The 21385-nt window shown below is 66.2% G+C and carries 21 protein-coding genes and 1 tRNA gene; 14 read left to right on the top strand and 8 right to left on the bottom strand.

Annotated features, from left to right (window positions below):
* Nucleotides 1-70: 70 nt before the first annotated feature.
* Nucleotides 71-709: a transposase gene (locus ROY82_09740; protein ID MDT3682737.1), complete on the bottom strand. Its 639-nt coding sequence runs from the start codon at nucleotides 707-709 to the stop codon at nucleotides 71-73.
* A 477-nt stretch (nucleotides 710-1186) separates the two neighbouring features.
* On the opposite strand from ROY82_09740, the gene ROY82_09735 reads away from it, so the two are divergent.
* From ROY82_09735 to ROY82_09720, 4 genes are all read left to right on the top strand, one after another.
* On the top strand, nucleotides 1187-1681 hold the full coding sequence (locus ROY82_09735; protein MDT3682736.1) for a helix-turn-helix transcriptional regulator: 495 nt from the start codon (nucleotides 1187-1189) through the stop codon (nucleotides 1679-1681).
* Nucleotides 1682-1685: 4 nt separating this feature from the next.
* On the top strand, nucleotides 1686-2105 hold the full coding sequence (locus ROY82_09730; protein MDT3682735.1) for a VOC family protein: 420 nt from the start codon (nucleotides 1686-1688) through the stop codon (nucleotides 2103-2105).
* 338 nt (nucleotides 2106-2443) lie between these two features.
* On the top strand, nucleotides 2444-3463 hold the full coding sequence (locus tag ROY82_09725) for a hypothetical protein (GenBank protein MDT3682734.1): 1020 nt from the start codon (nucleotides 2444-2446) through the stop codon (nucleotides 3461-3463).
* A 150-nt stretch (nucleotides 3464-3613) separates the two neighbouring features.
* Nucleotides 3614-4081, top strand: a complete 468-nt coding sequence (locus ROY82_09720) for a hypothetical protein (GenBank protein ID MDT3682733.1) — start codon at nucleotides 3614-3616, stop codon at nucleotides 4079-4081.
* Nucleotides 4082-4115: 34 nt separating this feature from the next.
* Here the strand turns inward: ROY82_09720 and ROY82_09715 are convergent, their stop codons facing one another.
* Nucleotides 4116-4430 carry a hypothetical protein gene (locus ROY82_09715; protein ID MDT3682732.1) on the bottom strand — a complete coding sequence of 105 codons (315 nt, stop codon included), beginning with the start codon at nucleotides 4428-4430 and terminating at the stop codon, nucleotides 4116-4118.
* A 105-nt stretch (nucleotides 4431-4535) separates the two neighbouring features.
* Complete coding sequence (locus ROY82_09710) at nucleotides 4536-5009, bottom strand: Hsp20/alpha crystallin family protein (protein ID MDT3682731.1); 474 nt, start codon at nucleotides 5007-5009, stop codon at nucleotides 4536-4538.
* Between the two features lie 504 nt (nucleotides 5010-5513).
* On the opposite strand from ROY82_09710, the gene ROY82_09705 reads away from it, so the two are divergent.
* On the top strand, nucleotides 5514-6827 hold the full coding sequence (locus tag ROY82_09705) for an APC family permease (GenBank protein MDT3682730.1): 1314 nt from the start codon (nucleotides 5514-5516) through the stop codon (nucleotides 6825-6827).
* A 91-nt stretch (nucleotides 6828-6918) separates the two neighbouring features.
* Here the strand turns inward: ROY82_09705 and ROY82_09700 are convergent, their stop codons facing one another.
* Nucleotides 6919-7713 (bottom strand): thioesterase family protein, encoded by a 795-nt coding sequence (locus tag ROY82_09700; GenBank protein MDT3682729.1) that lies wholly within the window; start codon nucleotides 7711-7713, stop codon nucleotides 6919-6921.
* Nucleotides 7714-7833: 120 nt separating this feature from the next.
* Between ROY82_09700 and ROY82_09695 the strand changes: the two genes are divergently transcribed.
* From ROY82_09695 to ROY82_09680, 4 genes are all read left to right on the top strand, one after another.
* Nucleotides 7834-8598: a glucose 1-dehydrogenase gene (locus ROY82_09695; GenBank protein ID MDT3682728.1), complete on the top strand. Its 765-nt coding sequence runs from the start codon at nucleotides 7834-7836 to the stop codon at nucleotides 8596-8598.
* A 266-nt stretch (nucleotides 8599-8864) separates the two neighbouring features.
* On the top strand, nucleotides 8865-9962 hold the full coding sequence (locus tag ROY82_09690; GenBank protein MDT3682727.1) for a phosphotransferase: 1098 nt from the start codon (nucleotides 8865-8867) through the stop codon (nucleotides 9960-9962).
* Nucleotides 9959-11266: an aminotransferase class III-fold pyridoxal phosphate-dependent enzyme gene (locus ROY82_09685; protein ID MDT3682726.1), complete on the top strand. Its 1308-nt coding sequence runs from the start codon at nucleotides 9959-9961 to the stop codon at nucleotides 11264-11266. Before ROY82_09690 ends, ROY82_09685 begins: the two co-directional genes overlap by 4 nt.
* A gap of 157 nt (nucleotides 11267-11423) precedes the next feature.
* A complete protein-coding gene (locus ROY82_09680; protein ID MDT3682725.1) occupies nucleotides 11424-12545 on the top strand; it encodes a J domain-containing protein in 1122 nt (373 codons plus the stop codon).
* Between the two features lie 41 nt (nucleotides 12546-12586).
* Here the strand turns inward: ROY82_09680 and ROY82_09675 are convergent, their stop codons facing one another.
* Nucleotides 12587-13636 carry a hypothetical protein gene (locus tag ROY82_09675; protein MDT3682724.1) on the bottom strand — a complete coding sequence of 350 codons (1050 nt, stop codon included), beginning with the start codon at nucleotides 13634-13636 and terminating at the stop codon, nucleotides 12587-12589.
* Nucleotides 13637-13762: 126 nt separating this feature from the next.
* On the opposite strand from ROY82_09675, the gene ROY82_09670 reads away from it, so the two are divergent.
* Both ROY82_09670 and ROY82_09665 read left to right on the top strand, forming a co-directional pair.
* Nucleotides 13763-14587 carry a ZIP family metal transporter gene (locus ROY82_09670; GenBank protein ID MDT3682723.1) on the top strand — a complete coding sequence of 275 codons (825 nt, stop codon included), beginning with the start codon at nucleotides 13763-13765 and terminating at the stop codon, nucleotides 14585-14587.
* A 121-nt stretch (nucleotides 14588-14708) separates the two neighbouring features.
* A complete protein-coding gene (locus ROY82_09665) occupies nucleotides 14709-15764 on the top strand; it encodes a class I fructose-bisphosphate aldolase (GenBank protein ID MDT3682722.1) in 1056 nt (351 codons plus the stop codon).
* A gap of 259 nt (nucleotides 15765-16023) precedes the next feature.
* Here the strand turns inward: ROY82_09665 and ROY82_09660 are convergent, their stop codons facing one another.
* Nucleotides 16024-16770, bottom strand: coding sequence for a hypothetical protein (locus ROY82_09660; protein ID MDT3682721.1), 747 nt, complete (start codon nucleotides 16768-16770; stop codon nucleotides 16024-16026).
* A 633-nt stretch (nucleotides 16771-17403) separates the two neighbouring features.
* Here ROY82_09660 and ROY82_09655 point away from each other — a divergent pair.
* Nucleotides 17404-17595: a hypothetical protein gene (locus ROY82_09655; GenBank protein MDT3682720.1), complete on the top strand. Its 192-nt coding sequence runs from the start codon at nucleotides 17404-17406 to the stop codon at nucleotides 17593-17595.
* Between the two features lie 117 nt (nucleotides 17596-17712).
* Here ROY82_09655 and ROY82_09650 read toward each other — a convergent pair.
* A tRNA-Ala gene (locus ROY82_09650) sits at nucleotides 17713-17788 on the bottom strand.
* A 114-nt stretch (nucleotides 17789-17902) separates the two neighbouring features.
* Between ROY82_09650 and ROY82_09645 the strand changes: the two genes are divergently transcribed.
* Entirely contained in the window at nucleotides 17903-19255 is a 1353-nt protein-coding gene (locus ROY82_09645) for a hypothetical protein (GenBank protein MDT3682719.1), read from the top strand.
* Nucleotides 19256-19259: 4 nt separating this feature from the next.
* Here the strand turns inward: ROY82_09645 and ROY82_09640 are convergent, their stop codons facing one another.
* On the bottom strand, nucleotides 19260-19589 hold the full coding sequence (locus tag ROY82_09640) for a cyclic-di-AMP receptor (GenBank protein MDT3682718.1): 330 nt from the start codon (nucleotides 19587-19589) through the stop codon (nucleotides 19260-19262).
* Between the two features lie 72 nt (nucleotides 19590-19661).
* Here ROY82_09640 and ROY82_09635 point away from each other — a divergent pair, with 72 nt between their 5' ends.
* Nucleotides 19662-21359, top strand: coding sequence for a hypothetical protein (locus tag ROY82_09635; GenBank protein MDT3682717.1), 1698 nt, complete (start codon nucleotides 19662-19664; stop codon nucleotides 21357-21359).
* Nucleotides 21360-21385: the final 26 nt, after the last annotated feature.

Genomic DNA, 21385 nt, shown 5'->3' with positions numbered 1-21385 from the left:
CCTCCTTACGTTTGCCCTCCAGCCGTTGTGCTTCAGCCGCTTTCGCTTCCCCCTCGAGTTCCCGCTTGGCTTAGCAGATGGCGGCCAGCCGATTGCTGAAGCGCTTCAGGTGCTCGGGCAGGCTGCGCCCGTCATGCCCACCGAACTGGTCGTCCTCGGCCGGGTCGACGTCGTCGCACTCGCCGAGGTAGTCGCTGATCTCCTGTCGTAAGCGCTGTTCCTCGGCTTGCATGCGGGCGTAACTCATGGCCTTGTTCTTACTGGCGTTCGCCTGCAGCTTGCTGCCGTCGATGGCGACGTGGCCGAGCTTCACCAAGCCCGCTCTCACGGCTAAGCGCACGCTCTGCGCGAACAGGTCAGCTAACGCTTCGCGGTGCCGGGTGCGGAAGCGGTTCAGCGCCCAGTACGCCGGTTGCTGGTTGCCGGACAGGAACCGGAAGGCCACATCCTCGACGAGGGCGGCCTGCACCTTGCGGCTGGAGCGCACCCCGACCGCGTAAGCGTAGATCCACACCGCCACCATCACGCGGGGCTCCAGCGGCGGGCGGCCGCCCACCTCCGGCGCGTAATCAGCGTAGATGCCACTCAGCTCCAGAAGCCCAACGAGCTCATGCACAAAGAACGCCAGGTGATCTTCAGGCAACCAGTCGGTTGGAGAGGGCGGCAGCAGGTACGGCTGTTCGGGATCGTAATCACCGAAGCGTTTCAACACGAGTATTCTACCACCCAGAAGTTCGTTGGGGACGGCGTTTTCACGTGATTCCGGCCGCCAACTCCGATCCAAGCTCGCCACCGCTTACCACCAGAAAGGACACCCTGGAATCAGCTCAGGGGCGAACCGGGCCCGCAAGGGTATGCACACACGCTGCTAGGAAGCGCGAGGCCTGGTGGGATGGAGTCTCGATCCCGAGGGCAGCACATGCGTCGGGTTCGACCTCGTAATGCCTCCCATGACGTCCGACGGGCCGGACGCCGCCCGGCGGGCTCGGCTCGCGGGCGTACGCGACGCTCCGCGCCGCGGAGCCAAGGGCTATCTGGCGTAATCCGCACCAGCGTCTAACGGGAAGACCCGCGCAGCATGCCCAATCCACCTTGAGTGATGCACGCTATTGGATCGAAAGCCCGTCCCTCCAGCGTCCGGGCCGCGTTTGTCACTTTGGCTATCGCGGTGTGGCATCATCGGCTCATGCCCGGCGCGTCCCAGCATCAACTTTCGCCACGTGAGCGAAGCGAGCTCGTGCGGCTGCGCCGCGTGCGCGATCGCATGGACCGCGAGTTCGCTCTGCCTCTAAGCGTCGAGGAACTGGCGCGGGGCGTGAACATGTCGGCAGGACACCTGAGCCGCTGCTTCAAGCTGGCTTACGGCGAGTCGCCATACAGCTACCTGATGACGCGGCGTATCGAGCGTGCCATGGCGTTGTTGCGAGGAAGTGACCTCAGCGTCACGGATGTATGTTTCGAGGTCGGGTGTTCGTCCCTAGGCTCCTTCAGCACCAAGTTCACAGAGCTGGTGGGCATGCCGCCGAGCGTGTACCGGGAGCAGCAGGAGTTGGCAACGGCCGGCATGCCGGCCTGCGTAGCCAAGAGGGTGAGCCGCCCGGCGTCTCGGGCGGTCCGCAGGGCCGGCAGGCAAGTGGTCAGGAATCGAGAAGCGCCGGCGCGTAACGCAGCACTAGAATGACGGCATGAACTTGACCATTCATTCGAGCTTCCTGCCGCAGGACGACCCCGACGCCGCGGTGGCCTTCTACCGCGACACGCTCGGGTTCGAGGTTCGCAACGACGTTGGCTACGGCGGCATGCGTTGGATCACGGTGGGGCCGGTCGGCCAGCCCGATACCGCCATCGTCCTCCACCCACCCATGGCGCTGCCCGACCTGACCGACGATGAGCGCCGCACCATCTTGGAGCTCATGGCCAAAGGGAGCTACTTCGGCGTTAATCTTGCCACCACCGACTTAGACGGAACGTTCGAGTTGCTCGTGGCGCGCGGCGCAGAGGTCGTGCAGGAGCCCACCGATCAACCGTACGGACTGCGTGACTGCGCCGTGCGCGACCCGGCTGGGAACATGCTCCGGATCCAGCAGGTGGACGCTCGGTCCTAATAAGCAGCCGGTACAGGTCTTGCCCGGGCGGGCGGAGCCCGGCAAGCAACACGGCCCACAGCAACGACCAGAAGGGAATCCAGGGCGACGGGATCAACAACCTCTTGCGCATGCCTAGCGCGTGGACCGCGTCGTCATGCCCACGGACAACTAACCCCTGCGGCATGAGATGCGGCCCACGCCCGAGATCCGCCGGCTGCGCGCTCGAGCGGGCATCTGAGTTTGCCCGCGCTCTCGGGCACAGCCCAAGCCAGTAGTGGCGCTGCCGAACCACTCCTTGCCCAATTAAGTCGGGTTTAAGTCCACCAGTTCTACGCTCGAGGCCGATGGAGGTTCTTATGCGCAGGCTGGTGGTCAGTTCGTTGTCGGTGCTCGTAGCTACGTTGCTTGGGATCGTGGCGGCACAGTCGTTCTCCGGCACGTTCGTCTCAACAGGCGGCGAGATGAGCGTCGCAATCCAACAGAACCAGGACGGTTCGTTGTCGGGTTTCATCACGGGCCAGACCGGGCAGTATCAACTTCAGGGGCAAGCGAGTGGCACGGGTGCTTACGGCGTGGCTGATTCACAGCAGGGCCCTCTCGGTTTTCAGGCCCAACTTAGCGCCGACGGCCAGACCATGCAGCTGATGTTCTATCAGGCCGACGCCAACAATCAGCCCACGCCCGTTTCGCCACTGTTAGTCCTTAACCGACAGGGTGCGATGGGCGGTGGCGGCATGGGTGGGATGCCGCCTCAGGCTCCCGGCGGTATCCCTGGACAGGTTCCGGGCGGTATGCCTGGTCAAGTTCCGGCGCAGGCTCCGGGCGGCTTTCCCGGCCAAATGCCGGGTCAGGTTCCCGGTGGAATGCCTGGACAGATGCCTGGCGGAATGCCCCCGCAGGCACCCGGTGGGTTTCCCGGTCAGCAGCCGGCTCAGATGCCTGGTGGGTTCCCTGGCCAGCAGCCTGCTCAGATGCCTGGTGGGTTTCCCGGTCAGCAACCCGCTCAGATGCCCGGTGGTTTTCCCGGCCAGCAGCCTGCTCAGATGCCTGGCGGCATGCCCGGCACGATGCCTCCAGGAGCGCCCGGTGCAGGGTTTGCGGGGCAGCCGGACTGGAACGGCACCTTCGTCGGCAATGCGGGCGCTACCATGCTCGTGGTGCAGGGCGGTCAGGGTGGCTACAGCGGGTACATCCAAGACGGAGGTCAGCAGTACCAGTTCCAGGCCCACTTGGACGATGAAACGCTGCATGGAGAGTTGATGGCCAACGGCCAACCATACGAGTTCTGGGCCGATCGCGACGGGACTACGGTTTACCTCTACCTCGGGGACAACACTTACTATCTCGAACTCGCCGGCGCTCCTGGTGCGCGCTAAGCAGAGAGGCGTTACAGCGTGAAACTACTGTTAGGCGCGGTGGTCGTTGCTGTAGCAGTGCTACTCGGTAGTGCTACTGCCCAGTACGGATATCCATATGGTGACTCATATGGATATCCGTATGGCTACCCTTACGGTTACGATGTCAGCATGCCGATGTACGCCGACCCTTACGGTTATCAGGGCTACCAACAGGGCACGCCGGGAGTGGGCTACTACGACCCCATCATGGGCGGATCGGACTACTACGCTACCGGCATGATCATGGGCTACGGCGACCCGGTCCTAGCAGGCATGATCCGGCAGACCGACCAGGGTATGGCTGCGATGTTGCAGGAGCTTGATGAACAAATAGCCGGGCTGCAGCAGCAGATCGACCAATCGGAGGCCTACTCCAACCAGGTTCTCGCCCAGATACGGCAGTACTTCATCGACCTTTACCGCACCACCACTGGCGACCAAGCCAGCCCGGACGAGACCGCGCAGTACTACGGCCAGGTGATCCATTGCCAGCAATACCCAAACGATTGCAAGGAAGCAGCCCGAATGGCCAGGGAAGGCGCCGACCGTGCCGCTGCCTACGGGCGCGCCATGGCGGGGGCCTGGTCGAGGAGGTAGGCGCGGGCCGCTTAGCCACCCGTTTGGTCCGGTGTCAGTCAGACTCGGGCACTGCGCCGCCATTGCCGAGTGCCGACGTTCGCCGAACCTCCTCGCGCTCCTCTTCTGCAATGAGATCGTCCAGAACGTTGATGGCAGCGAGTAGGCCGTCGGCCGCACGGTCGATCGAGTCGCTCGTCAGGTCCGTGATCTTCTCTCCGAACGCCATCCGGTAGGCCAGCGCCACAACCCTGCGAGTCAAGCGTTCGGCCTGTTGCACCGTCTTCCCCTCCAACAGGAAGATGCGGCGCTGGAGGTAGCTCACCAACGCCAACAGCGTGACATCGATGTCGTCTGCCAGTTCCGCCATGCCGACCACCTACTACCGTGTCGAGGCTCATCGTTCGCCCCGCAATTCATTAGAAGAGGGGCGTGAGGAAAAACATCCCTCACGCCCTGGCGAAGACCCCTGGCTTCAGTTCGTGCTGATGGGGATCTTGCGTGCCTTGGCGGCCGCCACCTTGGGCATGGTCAAGACCAGAAGGCCACCCTGTACCTGCGCGTTCACCTTATCGATCTCGACGCTGGCTGGAAGGGTGACGGTCCGTTGGAACTCGCCCCGCGGGATGCTCTGCAGCCAGTAGCGACGTTCCTCGCTTGACCCGGTGGGGAGTGCGCCACGGATGCTCAGCTGGCGACCTTCGATGCTGATGTCCAGATCATCCACACTGATGCCGGGAACCGCCATCTCCAAGACGACCGCATCTCCAGTTTCGAAGAGATCGACCGGGTATCCCTCTGCCCACTGCGAGCGATTGAACAGGGGCGTGGTCAACTCGTTGAAGAGCTGGTCGAAGTCGCCAAGAATGCTGGTGACGGGACGGGCGTTAGTGAGATCCCAGTTCCCCATGGCGCTCGGACGGAGTTCTTGCCTACGGACGAGTGTCATACTGCAACCTCCCTAGATGTGGATTGTTGCGGTGAGCCCATCGGCTTCCGCTAACCGGATATATAAAACATGAGCGTTAGCGTGTCAAGTCTCCTGAGCTACAAAATCACTCTCCGCGAGAGGTGCAGAGCGGTACTCGGTGGCCGATGGTATTGCTGGGCCGCATTCTCGTCCAGCACGAGAGTGCGGCCGTCGTAAGGCTTGACCCTCGTTATGTCGGCCAGGACGTTCAAGCTGAGTGCCATGGCACGCCTGGTTGTGGGGGCGTCGCAGAGATCTGGACCATCGGACGAAGGAATCGGGGAGGGTATTCTTCCCCCACGTTGCCGCCATCCGTTCTGCGACTTCATCGGTGCCTCCGCCGAGCTTCGTGCCCCCCATCGCGCCGGGGGCCCGAATCGCCGGTTGTGCACGGGACACTTGACGCGTGGCCGCGGGGCTTCTTGAACGCCACTCGTGCGGACCACGGCGAAATATCGACCGGCTCGCACGCGCGTGAGGCCGATGACGCCTAGACGAGGGGCGCCGCGGGAGCTTCGCCGTGAGGTCGGCGCCTTCGGCGCCGTCATGATGGGTCTGGGCAGCATCATCGGCACGGGGGTTTTCGTCTCCATCGGCGTGGCGGCCGGCATCACCGGTCCCTCGGTGGTCCTGGCCGTCGCCATCGGCGCGCTGGTCGCCACCTTCAACGGCCTCTCCAGTGCTCAGCTCGCCGCTAACCACCCCGTGTCGGGCGGCACCTACGCGTATGGCTACCGCTACCTCAACCCGACACTGGGATTCCTTGCCGGCTGGACCTTCCTGCTCGCCAAAGGCGCCTCGGCCGCCACCGCCGCGCTCGGCTTCGCGGGTTACGCCCTCAACCTCTTGGGCGTAGGGGGAGGCCCCTGGTCGGTGCCACTCGCCCTGGGGCTGGTGGGCCTGCTGACGTGGCTCGTGTTCGCCGGCATGCGCCGCTCGAACCAGGCGAACATCCTGGTCGTTACAGTCACGCTCGCCAGCTTGGCGGTGTTCGTCCTGGCCGGCCTGCCCACCTTGTTCCGCGAGGGGGCAGCGAACCTCGCACCGTTCTTCGCGCCCGAGGCGGGGCGAGGTGCTCCCTCGGCGTTGCTGTATGCCTCGGCCCTTATGTTCGTTGCGTTTACCGGTTACGGGCGCATCGCTACCTTGGGTGAGGAGGTGCGGGAGCCGCGCACCACCATTCCGCGCGCCATCATCGCTGCGCTCGTCGTCGTCATGGTCGTTTACGTCCTGGTAGCGCTCGTTGGTGTGGGCGCTGCCGGTAGCGAGACCCTCGGCGACGTGGGGAACCGCGCGGTGCCGCTCGAGGTCGCTGCCCAGCGCTTCGGTCTTCCCATCGTCCCGAGGATCGTGGCCTTGGGAGCCGTCACCGCCATGGTGGGGGTGTTGCTGAACCTCATCCTGGGCCTCTCCAGGGTGCTGTTGGCCATGGGTCGCCGCCGCGACGTGCCGGCGCTCTTCGGCCGTCTCGACGCGACGGGCACTAGTCCTACGGCTGCCGTGATCGCCGTGGGTGTCCTCATCGCCGGCCTGGCTGCCATCGGCGACGTGCGCACTACGTGGACTTTCAGCGCCTTCGCCGTCTTGGTCTATTACGCCATCACCAATCTCGCCGCCCTTGCCCTCGCGCCTGACGAGCGCTTCTACCCGCGCTGGGTGTCGGCTGCCGGCCTGGTGAGTTGCCTGGCGCTCGCGTTCTTCGTGGAGCGGGAGATCTGGCTCGTCGGCGTCGGACTTCTCGTACTTGGTCTCCTTTGGCGGGCCGTGCTGCGGGCTTGGCGCCAGAAGCACCACTGAGCCTCGCTGGAGCCGCACAGGTTGGAGCCGACGCTGGCGTTCAGATAACGGAGACTCTGACGGGCGGCCTTCCCACCCAAGTGACGGCCGCTCAGCTAAGTGGCCGAACCGTCAACATCTGCGACATCGCGCCAACCGGGCCGCGTCGGTCGTGGATGATGCTGGTGGTCACACCGATACCGCCGCCACCGAAGCTGACGCTGGTATCGAAGCCTATCCAGTCGCCGACCGGGACAGCGAAGAAGTGCGCGGTGAGGTCGACGTTCGGGAAGGCCACCTCGGTCGGGTCGGCGCGAACCGTCATGCCATTCGCGATATCCAGCAGGCCGGCAGCGTAGGCAAGCCGGCTGGAGGGCGTGCCCGCGACCAGTGGTACAGGGGTCCGGATCCAGAACTGGGCGCGACCCGGCTCGTGCTCCAGGCGCCGGACTTCGATCGAGTCGATCAGTCCGCCCGGCCACACTCGTGTCGGATCCCAAGGGGCGAGGTCCTCGGGCGCAGGGATGGTGCTTAGGGGCGTAGCCGCCAGCGCCTCCGTCGGGCCCGGCTTCATCAGCCACGCCCGCAGCATCACCGCGTCGCGGCCGTGCTGCGAGGCGGCCGCTTCCACCAACTCGACGTTCCGCCCGGGCCTCACGACACCCACCCGGGTCGTGACGTCCTCCATTCCGACGCGGCCGAGGATGTCGAACGACAAACGGGCGACCACGAGACCGTCGCCGCGCCGCTCGTCTCGGTCGACCTCCACCAGATGCGTAAGCAGCCCCAACATGGGTGCGATGTGCTGTTCATCCGCGAACCAAGCGCCACCGACGTGAGGGGTGGCGCCGAACCTTCCCTCCCCCAACGGTAGGAAGTATCCGTGCCTCAGCGGGTCGTCTTCCACAACGCGCCTACTGTACCGAAGCGGTCGTAGGGGGCCAGCCACGGCAAGCGTCATGCCCCAGGCCGAACGCAACCCGCAAACTGCAAACGCGGCCTTACCATGGAGCAAGGAGGTTTCATCATGACTTCCATGCAAGGCAAGAGCGGCCTGGTCACCGCTTCGGGTGACGGCATCGGGCGCGCGAGCGCCATGGCTTTCGCGGCGGTTGGGGCCAATGTCCTGGTTTCGGACGTCAACGACGAGGCGGGCCGGGAGACGGTACGCCTCATCCGCGAGGCAGGGGGCACGGCCGAGTATCTGCATGGCAACGCCGCTAGCGAGGCCGATGCCGAGGCGCTGGTCAAGAAGGGGGTTGCGCTTTGGGGGAGGCTGGACTTCGCCCATAACAACGCCGGCGTCTCGACCCAGACGCAACCGATCACCGACCAGGTTGGCGCCGACTGGGAGCGCATCCTCGCCGTCAACCTCATCGGCGTGATGTACGGGATGAAGCATCAGATGCGCCAGATGAAGGCACAGGAGGGTGGCGGCGCCATCGTCAACACTGCCTCCACTGCGGGAGTGTCCGGTTCGTGGGGCCTCTCCCCGTATGGCAGCAGCAAGTGGGGCGTCATCGGCCTGACGAAGACGGGCGCCATCGAAGGGGCGCCGGCGGGTATCAGGGTGAACGCCATCTGTCCCGGGGCCACCATGACCGCCGCCCTCAAGGGCTGGGCCGAGGAGGTGCCCGAGCAGTTCCAGGGGGTGGTGGACGCCATCCCCCTTGGGCGCGCAGCTGAACCGGAGGAACAAGCCAGTGCGGCGGTCTGGCTCTGCTCGCCGGGGGCGTCGTACGTCACTGGCGTCGCGCTGGCCGTAGACGGAGGCTCCTCGATCCCTCGCTGAGCGCCGTGACCACCAGGACGGCTGCGGTGGCCAGTTGGAACGTGGCCAACGGCGCCCACCACAGCGCGCTTTCTTGGGGGCGCACGGGTCGCCCCTGCGTTAGGATCGGCGCATGCTTCTCCAGGACGAGCAAGCGCCACCAGAGTTCGCATTTGTGGCGCCAAGTGGGGTCCTGCACGACCGGCTCGAGCGGGCCAGTCGGATGTTCCGTAAGGGCTCCCTCCCGGACCGTAGCCGCGGCAATCCTCAAGGTCGCTAGGAGCAGCTTGCGCCCTGAACATCGTCCCAAGCTGAGCCCGCGAGACGCCGAGGAGGCGTGCGCCGAGCTTTTCGGCCTTGCCGGCCGCGCCACGCCACTGCCGAGCGAGCGTGACCAGAACTTCAAGATCGACCTGCCGGACGGCGATGCTTACGTCCTCAAGGTTTTCCACGCGCGGGAGGACCCCGCGCTGGTGGAAGCGCAGCGGCAGGTGTTCGAGCACCTGGCGACGGCGACGCACGGAGCCTCGGCCACGCCGCCACGCCCCGCCGCCTTGCCCGCAACGTCGCGGAATAGCGGCTTTCACGCACGTCGCCACTCCGTTTATCCGGTATTGGTACAGACGGCGGGCGGCGAGGCATACACGAGGTTGACCGGCCCCGACGGAACCAGGCACCTGGTGTGGCTCACGCCGTTCAAGCCTGGCACGCCGGCGGAGCAGGTGCGGCGGCCGTCGCCGGCGCTGCTGAACGACATCGGGCGGACGCTGGGGGAGATGGACGCGGTCCTCGCCCGGCATCCTCAACCGGCCGCCAGACGGACCTTCGACTGGGCGGCGCAGACGGCGCCCGACGTGATAGCGGAGCACCTCCATCACCTGACGGCGCCAAGGCGAGGACTCGTCGAGGACGTGTTGGAGGCGTTCACCGCCCACGTCCTCCCGCGGCTGCCCGAGCTGCGCATAAGCCTGATCCACAACGACGTGAACGATCACAACCTGTTGGTGGAGGGCGAGCGCGTGAGCGCCGTTCTCGACTTCGGCGACATGCTCGAGTCGTACACGGCGTGCGAGGTGGCGCACGCGGCTTGTTACCTGATGCTGGACGAGCCCGACCCCGCCGCCGTAGCCTTCGAGCTGGTGCGCGGCTACCAGTCGGCCTACCCCCTCCACGCGGCCGAGCTGGCCGCCATCTACGAGTTGATCCGGCTGCGCCTGGCACTGAGCGTTACCTTGAGCGCGCATCAGCAGCGCCGCGAGCCACACGTTCCTTACCTGAGCGTGTCCGAGGCGCCGGCCTGGCGGCTGTTGGAGCGTCTGGCGCGCCAGGAGCCACCGCGCGAGGAGTTCACACGCGCCATGGCGGCGTTGGGAGGCACGGCATGAAGTCAGGCCGAAGCAAGGCGGAGCTGCTGGACGCCCGCCGCGCGCACCTGGGGCCCAGCTTGAGCGTCAGCTACCGGGAGCCGCTCAAGATCGTGAGGGGAGCCGGTGCCTACCTCTTCGACGAGGAAGGGCGCCGTTACCTGGACTGTGTGAACAACGTCTGCCACGTGGGCCACTGTCACCCGCGGGTGGTGGAGGCCGGCCAGCGCCAGATGGCGCTGCTGAACACCAACACGCGTTACCTCCACGACGGCATCGTCGAGTACGCCCAGCAGTTGACCGCCACCCTGCCAGAGCCGTTGAGCGTCTGCTACTTCGTCAACTCGGGCAGCGAGGCCAACGAGCTGGCGTTGCGCATGGCGCGGGCGCACACGAACGGGCTGGAAATCATCGCCTTGGAACACGCCTACCACGGCAACACTCAGGCGCTGATCGACGTCAGCCACTACAAGTTCGCGGGGCCCGGGGGTGAGGGCAAGCCGGAACACACCCACGTGGTGCCCCTGCCCGACCCCTACCGCGGCGAACACAAAGGCTACGGGGCGGAGAGCGGGCGCGCCTACGCCGAGGCGGTGGCCGAGGCGTGTGCCGACATCGAGCGGCGCGGCCTAAGGCTGTCGGCGTTCCTTGCGGAGTCGGCGTCTGGTTGCGGCGGACAGGTGTTCTTCCCGGAAGGGTACCTGGCGGACGCCTACGCGGCAGCCCGAGCGGCCGGCGGCGTCTGCCTCGCTGACGAGGTCCAGGTCGGCTTCGGCCGCGTGGGGCGGAACTTCTGGGGCTTCGAACTGCAGGGCGTCGTTCCCGACATCGTGACCATGGGCAAACCGATCGGCAACGGGCACCCGCTGGCCGCCGTAGTGACCACGCCCGCCATAGCGGCCTCCTTCGCCAACGGGATGGAGTACTTCAACACCTTCGGCGGCAACCCCGTGTCCAGCGCCATCGGGCTGGCGGTGCTCGATGTCATCCAGGAGGAGGGCCTGCAGCAACACGCCCTGGAGGTGGGCGCGCATTTCCTGGCGGGCCTAAAGGACCTCCAGCACAGGTTCGAGCTGATCGGCGACGTGCGCGGGGAGGGACTCTTCCTCGGCGTGGAACTCGTGGCGGACCGTGGGACCCTGACGCCCGCCGCCGAGGCTGCCACCGAGATCGTCGAGGCCATGCGGCAACGCGGCATCCTGCTAGCGACGGATGGGCCCTATCACAACGTCATCAAGATCAAGCCGCCCCTGCCGTTCACGTTTGGTGACGCCGACGCTGTGGTGACGGCCATGGTGGAGGTGTTGGGGGAGCCTGATACCTAGGCGGCGTGCGGTGAGTGGCACCGGCCGAGGGCACGGCCACCGCCCCTGAGCGCCCACACCCTCACCCACGGGGGCCCGGAGCGCTCGGTAGACTGACCAGGCGCCGGGGCAGCCAACGCCGAGATGGTTGGCCGGCAGGCGACAGGGAGGCTGGCGGGTGACGGTTCTGTTCGGCCTTGCCGCGCTGGTGTTTCTGGCGTGGCTAGTGACCAGAGGCTCGCGAACGGGCGGCAAGTCGGCGCCTCCGGTCGAGGAGGCGCGCGTCGACCTGCTGGTCGAGGCGCTCTACCGCGACGGCGTGAAGTGGGGCTACCAGCGCGCGTGGGAGCGGCAGATCGAGGCCGAGAGCCGGCGCGTGACCCTCTATGTGCGGCGGCGGGAGCGGGTGTTGCTTGCCGGCCTGGGGGGCGCCGTGGTCCTCGTGGCGATCCCGGTGGCCGGGGGCCTCGGCCTGCTGCCTGGCCAGAGCGATTGGGCCGCCGGGGTTCTCGCCTGGCACTGGCTGCTGCTGGCGTTGGGCGTGGTGGTCATCTGTGCGCTGCTGGCGCTTGCGCTCATGCCGCGCGATTACGCCAGGTTCTTCACCGCCCCGAGTGCTCGGTCCTGGACGACGGACGCTGAGGACGATGTCGAGCAGGCGGTAAGGTCGCGGCTCTCCAGGCAGCAGGAACTGACCAGGGCCTACCTGGCCAAGATGGCTGAGGGCCGGTTCGTGGCGGGCTTCGAGAAGGGGCGGCGGGAGGCCCTCGCCGAGCACGCGCGGACTGCGCGCGACGCCCAGGACGCCGGCGTCCAGGCCCGGGTGTCCTCGGCCGCCAATGCCGCGTACGTTCAGGGCCGCCGCGACGGTGTCGGTGAGGCGCAGGCCCAGGTGAACGGGCTCGTGTCCGAGGCCTACCGGCGCGGCGTGAGCGACGGGGAGCGGTCCCTGTTGGGCGGCCTGGAAGGGCGCCTGCGATCTGAACGGCAGTCCGCGTACCAGGCCGGCTACCGCGCCGGAGTGCTGGCGGGGCAGAGAAGCGGGCCCCAGACGGCGCACACCTCCGCAGCCCAGTCGGCCGGCAGAGCGGTGAGGCCGCGCACGCGCGCAGAGGCCCTTAGGCTCCTCGAGCTGTCCGAGGGATGCTCGACCAGCGACGTGGAGAACCGCTACCGGGAGTTGCGGGCGGCCGTCCACCCGGACGCCATCCGCTCCAAGAAGCTGCCCCGGGTGATGGTGGAGTTCGCCGAGGAGCAGTTCAAGCTGATAGGGGAGGCGTACGACATCCTGCGGCGCTAGCCGACGGGCGGACCCGGGGCCGGCGGACCGCCGCAGGCCCGTCAGTCGGTGAACACCTGGCCGGAGTCCGGGTCGATCATGAGGCCGCTCGCGTCGACCGCCTCGAAGTCAGCTCCTTTGATTTGCATGAGCTGGCGCAGCGAATCGTTGTCCCAGCGCTCGTCTGGCACGCCCGACAAGAACCACGGCGAGCCGTTGTCGGCGAGGATGATCCCGTAGCGCTTCATGGCAGTCACGATGACGGCAACAGCGGGCGACATGCCGCTCGCGTCGAAGTCGGCGCGGAGCCGGAAGCGCTGGCCCATGGGTGGGAATTCGGCGCCGGTATGAGGGGACGCGAAGTGCCGGGCCGGCCAGACGTAGGCCCTGCGTGTCCTGGGGGCCGTGAACCTGATGGCGTGATCGATCTCGCCCCCGGCCACCTGGTCGTAACGAACCAGGCCGGGCAGGATGGGCAGGCCGGCGGCGTCGGCCGACGTCCACCCGCGCGGCCTCAGGTCGTTGCCGTTCAAGTCGAAGACGGCCCCGGAGCCCGCCGTCCACGAACCGTCTCGCTGCAGTTCCGCCGCGTAGAGCTCGTAGAGCTTGCACTCCGACGCGTCTACGACCAGCACGTGCCGGTCGCCTTCGCTCGTCACGCCTCCCGGCGGTGCGCCCTCGACCGGGGCGTCCGGCGGCACCGGGTACGGTCCCGGGTCGGACTCGTCTACGTAGTCGAACGTCACTCTCACCCGTGGCTGGGAGGCCCCGACGACCGCGTACGGGATGCCGATCGGCCGTCCTTCCCACAAGCCCGAGCCGAAATCGGCCCGTAACGCCGCGGAAGCGCCGATGGTGGCGACGTAGTCGGGAGACTCCGGAAGCACGGGCAGGGCATCCACACGGGCGTTCCAGACGTTGTCGGCAGGGAAGAGTCGGCAGCCGCCCAGCGCCTCGGAGCGGCCGGCCCCGGGCGTGGCTGCGCATGCCGCCACGGTGAAGAGGAGGACGGCCGTTAGCGAACCCCGCAGGCGCGGGCGGCGGTCGCGGTGGTCGTGGAGGTGAGGGCGGTCGTAGTGGTCGTGGCCCCGGCCGCGGCGATGGCTCGGCATGTTCGGATTATGTGCTCCTCGAGGTGGCCGGCGATATGGTTTGGGCCCCAACTCGTCCGCTCTCGGACCTGCGGACCTCCGGGGACCGCGTAGGGCAACGTCGCGCGTCGCTTACTATTGGCGGCAGTGGACGGTTTCGTCGAACTCTTCTTGCGCGTGGCCGGCCCCAACCCCGTCTGGCAGGGCCTGTGGGGCGGACTCGTCATCACGACGTTCAACCTCGGGGGCGCCTTGGCCGTACTCGTTTGGCGCAACCCGACGCAGCGCGCTCTCGACGCCGCGCTTGGATTCGCGGCCGGGGTGATGCTCTCGGCCTCCTTCACGAGCCTGATCCTGCCCGGCATCGAGGTGGGTGGCCTGCTGCCGGTCGTGATAGGCATGGCGCTTGGAGTATTCATGCTCGACAGGGCAGACACCTGGGTGCCCCATATCCACGTGTTGGTGACTGGCAAGGTGCGCGAAGATCGGTCGCCGGAATTAACGGCGAAGGCCCGGCGGCGCAGCGGTGTCTCGGGCGTCTTGCTCTTCATCGTCGCCATCACCCTCCACAACATGCCGGAAGGCCTCGCCGTCGGTGTGGGGTTCGGCAGCGGCAACTTGCGCGAGGCCATCGCCCTCATGCTGGCCATAGGCATCCAGAACGTCCCCGAAGGACTGGCGGTGGCGGTGGCGGCGCGCAACGCAGGCATGGGCAGCCTGTCGTACGCGGCGTTCACGGGCATCAGGGCCGGCCTGGTCGAGATACCGCTGGCGCTGTTCGGCGCCTGGGCCGTGCAAGTCGCCGCGCCCATCCTCCCCTACGCCATGGGGTTCGCGGCGGGCGCCATGCTGTTCGTCATTCTCGACGAGATCGTGCCCGAAACCCACGGCAAAGGCAACGAACGGATCGCGACCCTGGGCACCATGGTCGGCGTGGTTATCATGCTCGTGCTGGACGTAGCGCTCGGTTGACCGGCCTTTCGCCCGGGCCGAGAGCGTGCCGGGCAGTACAAAGGTGCGTCTGCTGCGGCTCGGCGCTCAGCAAGGTCTAGCCTGAGGCAAACCGCGGGAACCAACCGCGAGAGGAGAAGCCATGACTTCCAAGATCGTCGACCTGTTGGGTGCAGACGCCGAAGCGCTGCTTTCGTACCGCGCGCGCGGCATCGAGCGCGACCGCCTCCACCTTCCCGGGCCGGACTTCGTCAGCCGCAGCTTCGGGCCGTCTGACCGCAACCCTCGCGTCTTGCGCAGCTTGCAGAGCCTCTACTCGCACGGGCGTTTGGCCGACACGGGCTACATGTCGATCCTGCCAGTGGACCAGGGCGTCGAGCACTCGGGTGGGGCCTCCTTCTCCAAGAACCCCGACTACTTCGACCCCGAGAAGATCGTCGAGTTGGCCATCGAGGGTGGCTGCAACGCGGTCGCCTCGACCGTCGGGGTCCTGGGGCTCACGGCGCGCAAGTACGCTCACCGCATCCCCTTCATCGCCAAGATCAACCACAACCAGCTCATGACCTACCCCACAGTTCACGAACAGGTGATGTTCGGAACGGTGGAGGAGGCCTTCGACATGGGCGCCGTGGCCATAGGCGCCACGATCTACTTCGGCAGCCAGGACTCCAACCGCGAGATCGTCGAAGTGGCCGAGGCCTTCGTTCACGCGCACGAGCTGGGCATGGCGACCGTTCTCTGGTGCTACACCCGCAACGACGCGTTCAAGGTGGACGGCGTCGATTACCACGCCTCCGCCGACCTTACCGGCCAGGCCAACCAGTTGGGCGTGACCATCCAGGCCGACATCGTCAAGCAGAAGCTGCCCGAGAACAACGGCGGCTTCAAGGCCGTGGGCTTCGGCCGCACCGACCCGCGCATGTACGGCGAGCTGGTGCCCGATGACCACCCCATCGAGATGGTCAGGTGGCAGGTCGCCAACTCCTACATGGGACGAGTCGGACTCATCAACTCGGGCGGGCCGTCGGGAGAGAACGACTTCAAGGACGCGGCCCTGACGGCGGTCCTCAACAAGCGAGGCGGCGGCAGCGGCCTGATCACCGGGCGTAAGGCGTTCCAGAGGCCGATGAAGGAGGGCGTCAAGCTCCTCAACCTGATTCAGGACGTGTACCTCGATGAGAGCATTACGGTCGCCTGAATGCCTGGGTAACGGGCGTAGTACCGGAACGTTGACACCTGGGGCAATCCCCGGCGTTTTCGCGTCGGCCGGCAGCGTCAGGCACCGTTCAGGCTGCCACAATCACGCTGACTAGAACCACGGCCTCGAATTGGGTTTCCCTGGCATCGGCCGTCGGCCTTCGGGATCGTGGTCAAACTGTTCGCCAGCGGATATGGCGTGCCGGAGGTCATTGACACGTTACGGTATCGCGTGTAGCATTGAATTACTCGGCCGCAGACTAGCTCTGCGGCCCTGTCATTCTTTGGTAGTGTTCCTTCGCGCGTTGTTGGCCAACTTTGTTCAGGACTGATACTCCGGTTCGACTTTCGAACCCTGGCGCCGTCGCTCTTTCGTGGAACTCCTCAACAGAGACTAGGTTCTCGTCAACGAATTTCTGATCTATCTTGCCAGCAGCGCCTCTAGCCAATGCGTAGACGATGCAGGTGATTTGAGATAAGACTTCGCTGTCTATCTTGTATGGGGCCAATAGTTTGGTTCCGTTTGGGGACCTGCCATTTTGGAGTAGCTCCCCAAACACGCGTTCAAAGGGTGGATCCCGCTCGTTGTGGAGCTCCAGGGTGAGCAGCCGGTTCACAGACCACGCCACTAGGTCGGCGGCCTGGACTAGACTGGATTCGGAGTAGCTCTCAACGACCTTGATTTCTTGTACGCTTTCCAATTCAGCCATCGACCGTGCAGCACGCAGGACTTCAGGTGCGCCAGCGCCATCGGTACCTGTGAAGGCGTCCACTAAGATTGAGTTCGACCTGCCCCCGCAAGCCCTGATAACTCTGTCAAGTCTCCAAGCGACCACGGGGAGGATGCGGATTATTGGTAGGGCTGTAACCGAGTGGTAGGCCCGGTAGAATCCTTTTGCGGCAGCCTTTGAGGCAAGATATCGGCGCTCAATCTTCCACTCGTCCTTTTGGTAATAGAGACCAAGGTCACGTTGGATGCTTTCGCGAGGGATTGTTGTGGATTGCATTCCGAATTGGCAGCGGCGAGCTTGGAATCGTAACAGAAGATCGCAGGCACTCCGAAGCCAGCGCGCAACTTGGTCATTAGAGGCGCCGGCCTGGTAATAGGGGTTCTTGTGCTTGTCTGGCTTATTCGTACCCCACATCCACCGGAGGTGCACGGGCGGCGGTGTCGTTAGGCCTAGTTCCTCCTGGATGCGTACTCTGAGCCGAGACCAGCTGGCCTCAAACTGCTGTTGGAGGTCCTCTCGGACCGTAACCATTGCGGCGCCAGCGATAGGGGGGCCCGTAAGCCCTTTGGGTCGTCCGTCGAATTCGAAAAGCTCTGCCGTACCGCCGGAATCATCAATTCCGGTGATGAAATGAGTCTTCTGGCTTTCCGCTCCCAACTTCTTACCTCCTCCCGTTCCGTGGATGTTTGCGTAGTCAGCGCGCGCTTACGAGCCACTGAGCGCTCTGGTCCTCGATTCGGTGCGGAGGGGCGCCAGCCTTATCGTAGCCAAGGAATGGTCGAGGCCACCCACCCTTGCGCCCACCCTCTTCTTGCTCACGTTCAGGTTTACGCTGCGAGCGATTCTGGTTCGTTTGAGGATACGCCTTGATTCGTCCTTCACCTCACTTGGCAATGCTCAGTTCGCTGCGTGGCTTCGGGCGAAGACGACTCAAGAGACGCGGCCCTGACGGCAGTCCTCGACGAGCGTGGCGGCGGCAGCGGCCTGATCACTGGGCGCAAGGCGTTCCAGAGGCCGATGAAGGAGGACGTGAAGCTCCTCAACCGAATCCAGGCTGTGTACCTCGACAAGAGCATAACCGTCGCCTGCACGCCTGGTTAACGGGTGAACGCCCGGGTTAACGAGCAAGTCGCGGCATGATCGGCAGTTCGAAAATTAGCGCAGAGAAAGACTTGGCCCACGTGGGGGACGTGGGCCGGCAATATCTTCAGCTTCTGCTGGTGGAGCCGAGGGGATTCGAACCCCTGACCTCGTGAGTGCGATTCACGCGCGCTCCCAACTGCGCCACGGCCCCGAGCAATCGGTAGTGTAAGTTCTCCGCTCGAGGGGTGTCAAACGGCGCCGGGCTTCCGGGAGGCCGCGGAGTGACGGCCACGTCGGCGCCGGGTGGGCTGTACGATTGCCGGACATGCGGCGGGAACGAGTCAAGGAGCGCAACTTCCGGCTTGGGGTGATGAACGGCGTGTTCGTGAACGCCGGCGACGCCTTCTTGCACGCGGGGCTGGTGCTCGCGCCGTTCCTCGCAGTGCTTGGCGCGCCCGCCGTCATCATCGGCCTCGTCCCCGCCATCAAGGTCGGGGGTTGGTACCTGCCGCAGCTGCTGGTGGCCAACCGCATCTCGCACGAGCCGCTGAAGCTCCGCTTTTATCACATCACCTCGACCATCCGCTCGACGGCGCTGCTGGTCATGACGGCGGCCGTCTTCTTCGTCGGCGGTGACTCACCGTCGCTGGTCATACTGATCGTGCTCGTCATGCTCACGATCAACGCGATCGCGGGTGGGGTGGGTGGGGTCCCGTTCGCCGACGTCACCGCCAAGATCGTCCCGCACTCGCGGCTAGGAACCTTCTGGGCGATGCGCAACGCCATCGGCGGCCTGCTCGGGCTCGGCGCGGGCATAGTGTTGCGGGCGATCCTCGACTCAGACATGCGTTTCCCGCACAACTTCGGGCTCATCTTCCTGCTCGGGTCGCTGCTCTCCGCCATCGCGTACGCCAGCTTCTCGTTCGTCAAGGAACCGCCGGGCGTGCCGGGCATGAAGCGGCCGCTCGTAGGCATGCTGCGCGAGATCCCGGGCATGCTGCGGGCCGACGTCGCCTTGCGACGGTTCCTGCGAGTGCGCTTCCTCGGGCTGGCCATGCTCCTCGCGGAACCTTTTTACGCCGTTTACGCCATCAGGGGCATCGGCGCACCCGACGGCGCGCTCGGCACTTACGTCATGGCCGCCACGGCCGCCGCGGTGCTCGGCAACCTCGCCTTCGGCGTGCTCTCGAACCGCGGTCGCAACGTGACCGTCATGCAGGTCGGCTACGCACTGCTGATGGCTGCACCCATCTGCGCAATGTTGATCGGTGACTGGCGTTGGTACTCGGTCGTCTTCGTGTTGTCGGCAGTGGGTAACGCCGGCGTCGGCATAGCGGCGTCCAACCTGCTCTACGCCATCGCCCCGCTGGGCGAAAGGGCCCTCTACATCGGGCTCTCGAACACCGTGCTGACCATCCCGAGCCTGGCGCCGGTGCTGGCGGGCGCGCTGCTGACCTGGTTGGTAATGCCCACCATGTTCGCGGCAGCGGCGGTATTAGGAGCCGTGACGTTGGCCTTCTCGTTCCGGTTCGGGACGCTGCGCGAGGCCGACCTGCGCGCGCTTGGCGCGAGCCGCGCGCAACTCGCCTCCGAGAACGAGAGCGCCGCCTCCGGTGACGCCTCCCCCGCGAACGCCGCGCCCCAGAATGTCGTAACCGAGGTGCCGGAAGCGGACTAGCCGGCTAGATCCGCACGAACTCGTCGGTGGAGAGGACGAACACTATCGCCCCGCCCACGGGCACTTCCATGGGCTGACTGGCGAAGACGCCCTCCAGCGCGTGGATGGGTGATCCGGCGGTGACCACCTTGGTCCGCTCGCGGCAGGTCGCGTGGATTATCTCTTTGACCTGGGCGACCTTGTGGTCTTGTACGCCAATCAGGACCGTGGTGTTCCCCTCCCGCAAGAAGCCGCCGGTGGACGCGAGCTTCGTGGACTGGTAACCGCCTTCGCCCAACGCTTCTTGAAGGCGCGCCGAGTCGGCGTCCTGCACGATGGCAAGAATCAATTTCATCTTGCGAGCATGCTAACAGACAAACCGTCGGCACCGTGCGATTAGAATGAGAGGAACTCTGGAAGGTGCGGCTTGAACGAACAGCGCTTCGTCGTCGAGATCACCCGCCCGGTGCCTGCGGATGCCGTTGCGGAAGTGTCAGCCGAGATCGCTCGGCGGCTCGACATGGAGCCCCAACGCATAGTGACGCTGCTCAGCGAGCGGGTGGGCGCCGTCACCAAGGCGGTACTCCCCGACAAGGCCAAGGCCATCGCCGATGTGTTCCGTGCTGCAGGGGTGCGGGTCGTGGTGCTACCCGCTCCAGAAACGGCGCCCGTGCCAGAGCCCGGAACGGCGCCCGAGCAAGCGCCCGGAACGACACCCGAACCAAGGCCCCAAACGGCGCCCGAACCAGGGCTCGGCACCGCTCCCGGGTTGGCGCGGGAGCCCTCGCCAAGTCCCTCCCACGAACAGGAAGCAGAAACTTGGCGCAGCGACGAGCCGGAGCGCCATGGCGTCGGAGACCCGTATCCCGACGACCCGGAACAGCGTGAGGCGGAAGAAGCGCAGTCCGACGACCTGGAACCCAGTGCCGTGGAAGAAACGCAGTCCGCCGACACGGACGAGCGTCACTTCGGTTCCAGGGATGTGGCGGAACCCAACGTGATCCGCTGGGACGCCACTCACGCCTGGGCGGTAGACGAGCCCGCCGACTGGGGCCGGCTTTCACAGCGTTCGACGGAGCCCGGGCCCGAGGCGCAGGAGGACGAGCCACACCCCGGCGCAGCCGAACCGCAAGCCGACGTCCGAGAAGTCGAGGCGCCCGACGAGCGGGAGCCCGACCGGGAGGAAGCGCCCGCCGCCGGCGCAGCCGGTGAAGCGGCCCAGGCGCCGCGCGACCTTCCCCCCTGGCGCTTCGAGGCAACCGACCCGGAACTGGAGGACGAGGCCGATCAGCTCGGGCCCAGAGTGCCCCCTCGCGAACCCTCCCCGTTCTCGACGTCCACGCGCTGGGTGCCCTCACCGCACGACGAGTACGGCTTCGATGGCGACGAGGTCCCGCAGGTGGCCACCGCCCCCGACCTCGAGGAGCAGTGGAACGACGCCCGCTCGACGTCGGCCGGGCGCGGCTTCAGGCCGCAAGCCGGTGCGTGGATAGATGACGGTCACGCGGCGGAGCCTCCCCACGAGGGACCGAGGCTGCGCGTCTACCTGATGTGGAGCCTCATCGTTTCCATAGTGGTGTTCCTGCTCTTGCAGTTCGTGATGGCCGACCGGGCAAGGTCCGGTCCTCCAGCCTCCGACTTCGCCGCGGGCCTCGCAGCGTTCCGCAACGGCGAGTTCGCCGCTGCCATGCGCGCGTGGGAACCTGAGGCGGCCTCGGGCAACCCGGTTGCCCAGTACTACCTCGGTTACATGGCGCAGAACGGCCTCGGCCAACCCTGGAGCAACGCCAGGGCCGCGAGTTACTACCGCGACGCCGCCACGGCGGGCCTACCGGAGGCCCAGCTCGCGCTGGGCGACCTCTACTTGAGGGGCATGGGGGTAGAGCAAGACGCAACGCGCGGCGCCGCGCTCTACGCCATGGCGGCAAGCTCCGGCGACGCCCGCGCGCGCTACGAGTACGGCAACCTGCTGCTGCACGGTAGGGGAGTCGCTCGCGACCCCGCGCTCGCTCTGGCTCAGTTCGAGGCCGCGGCAGCAGGCGGGCTGGCGGAGGCCGCGGACCTCGTCGCCTTCGCGAGGGAAGCCGCCGACTCCCAGCCGGGAGTTCCGGCCGCCACTCCATGAGCCGCGCCTTCATGACGCCTCAAACA

The organism is Truepera sp. (assembly GCA_032027045.1).
Classification (GTDB): domain Bacteria; phylum Deinococcota; class Deinococci; order Deinococcales; family Trueperaceae; genus JAAYYF01.
Note: the sequence above shows the minus strand (reverse complement) of the source record. Positions and strands in the feature narration are given on the sequence as shown.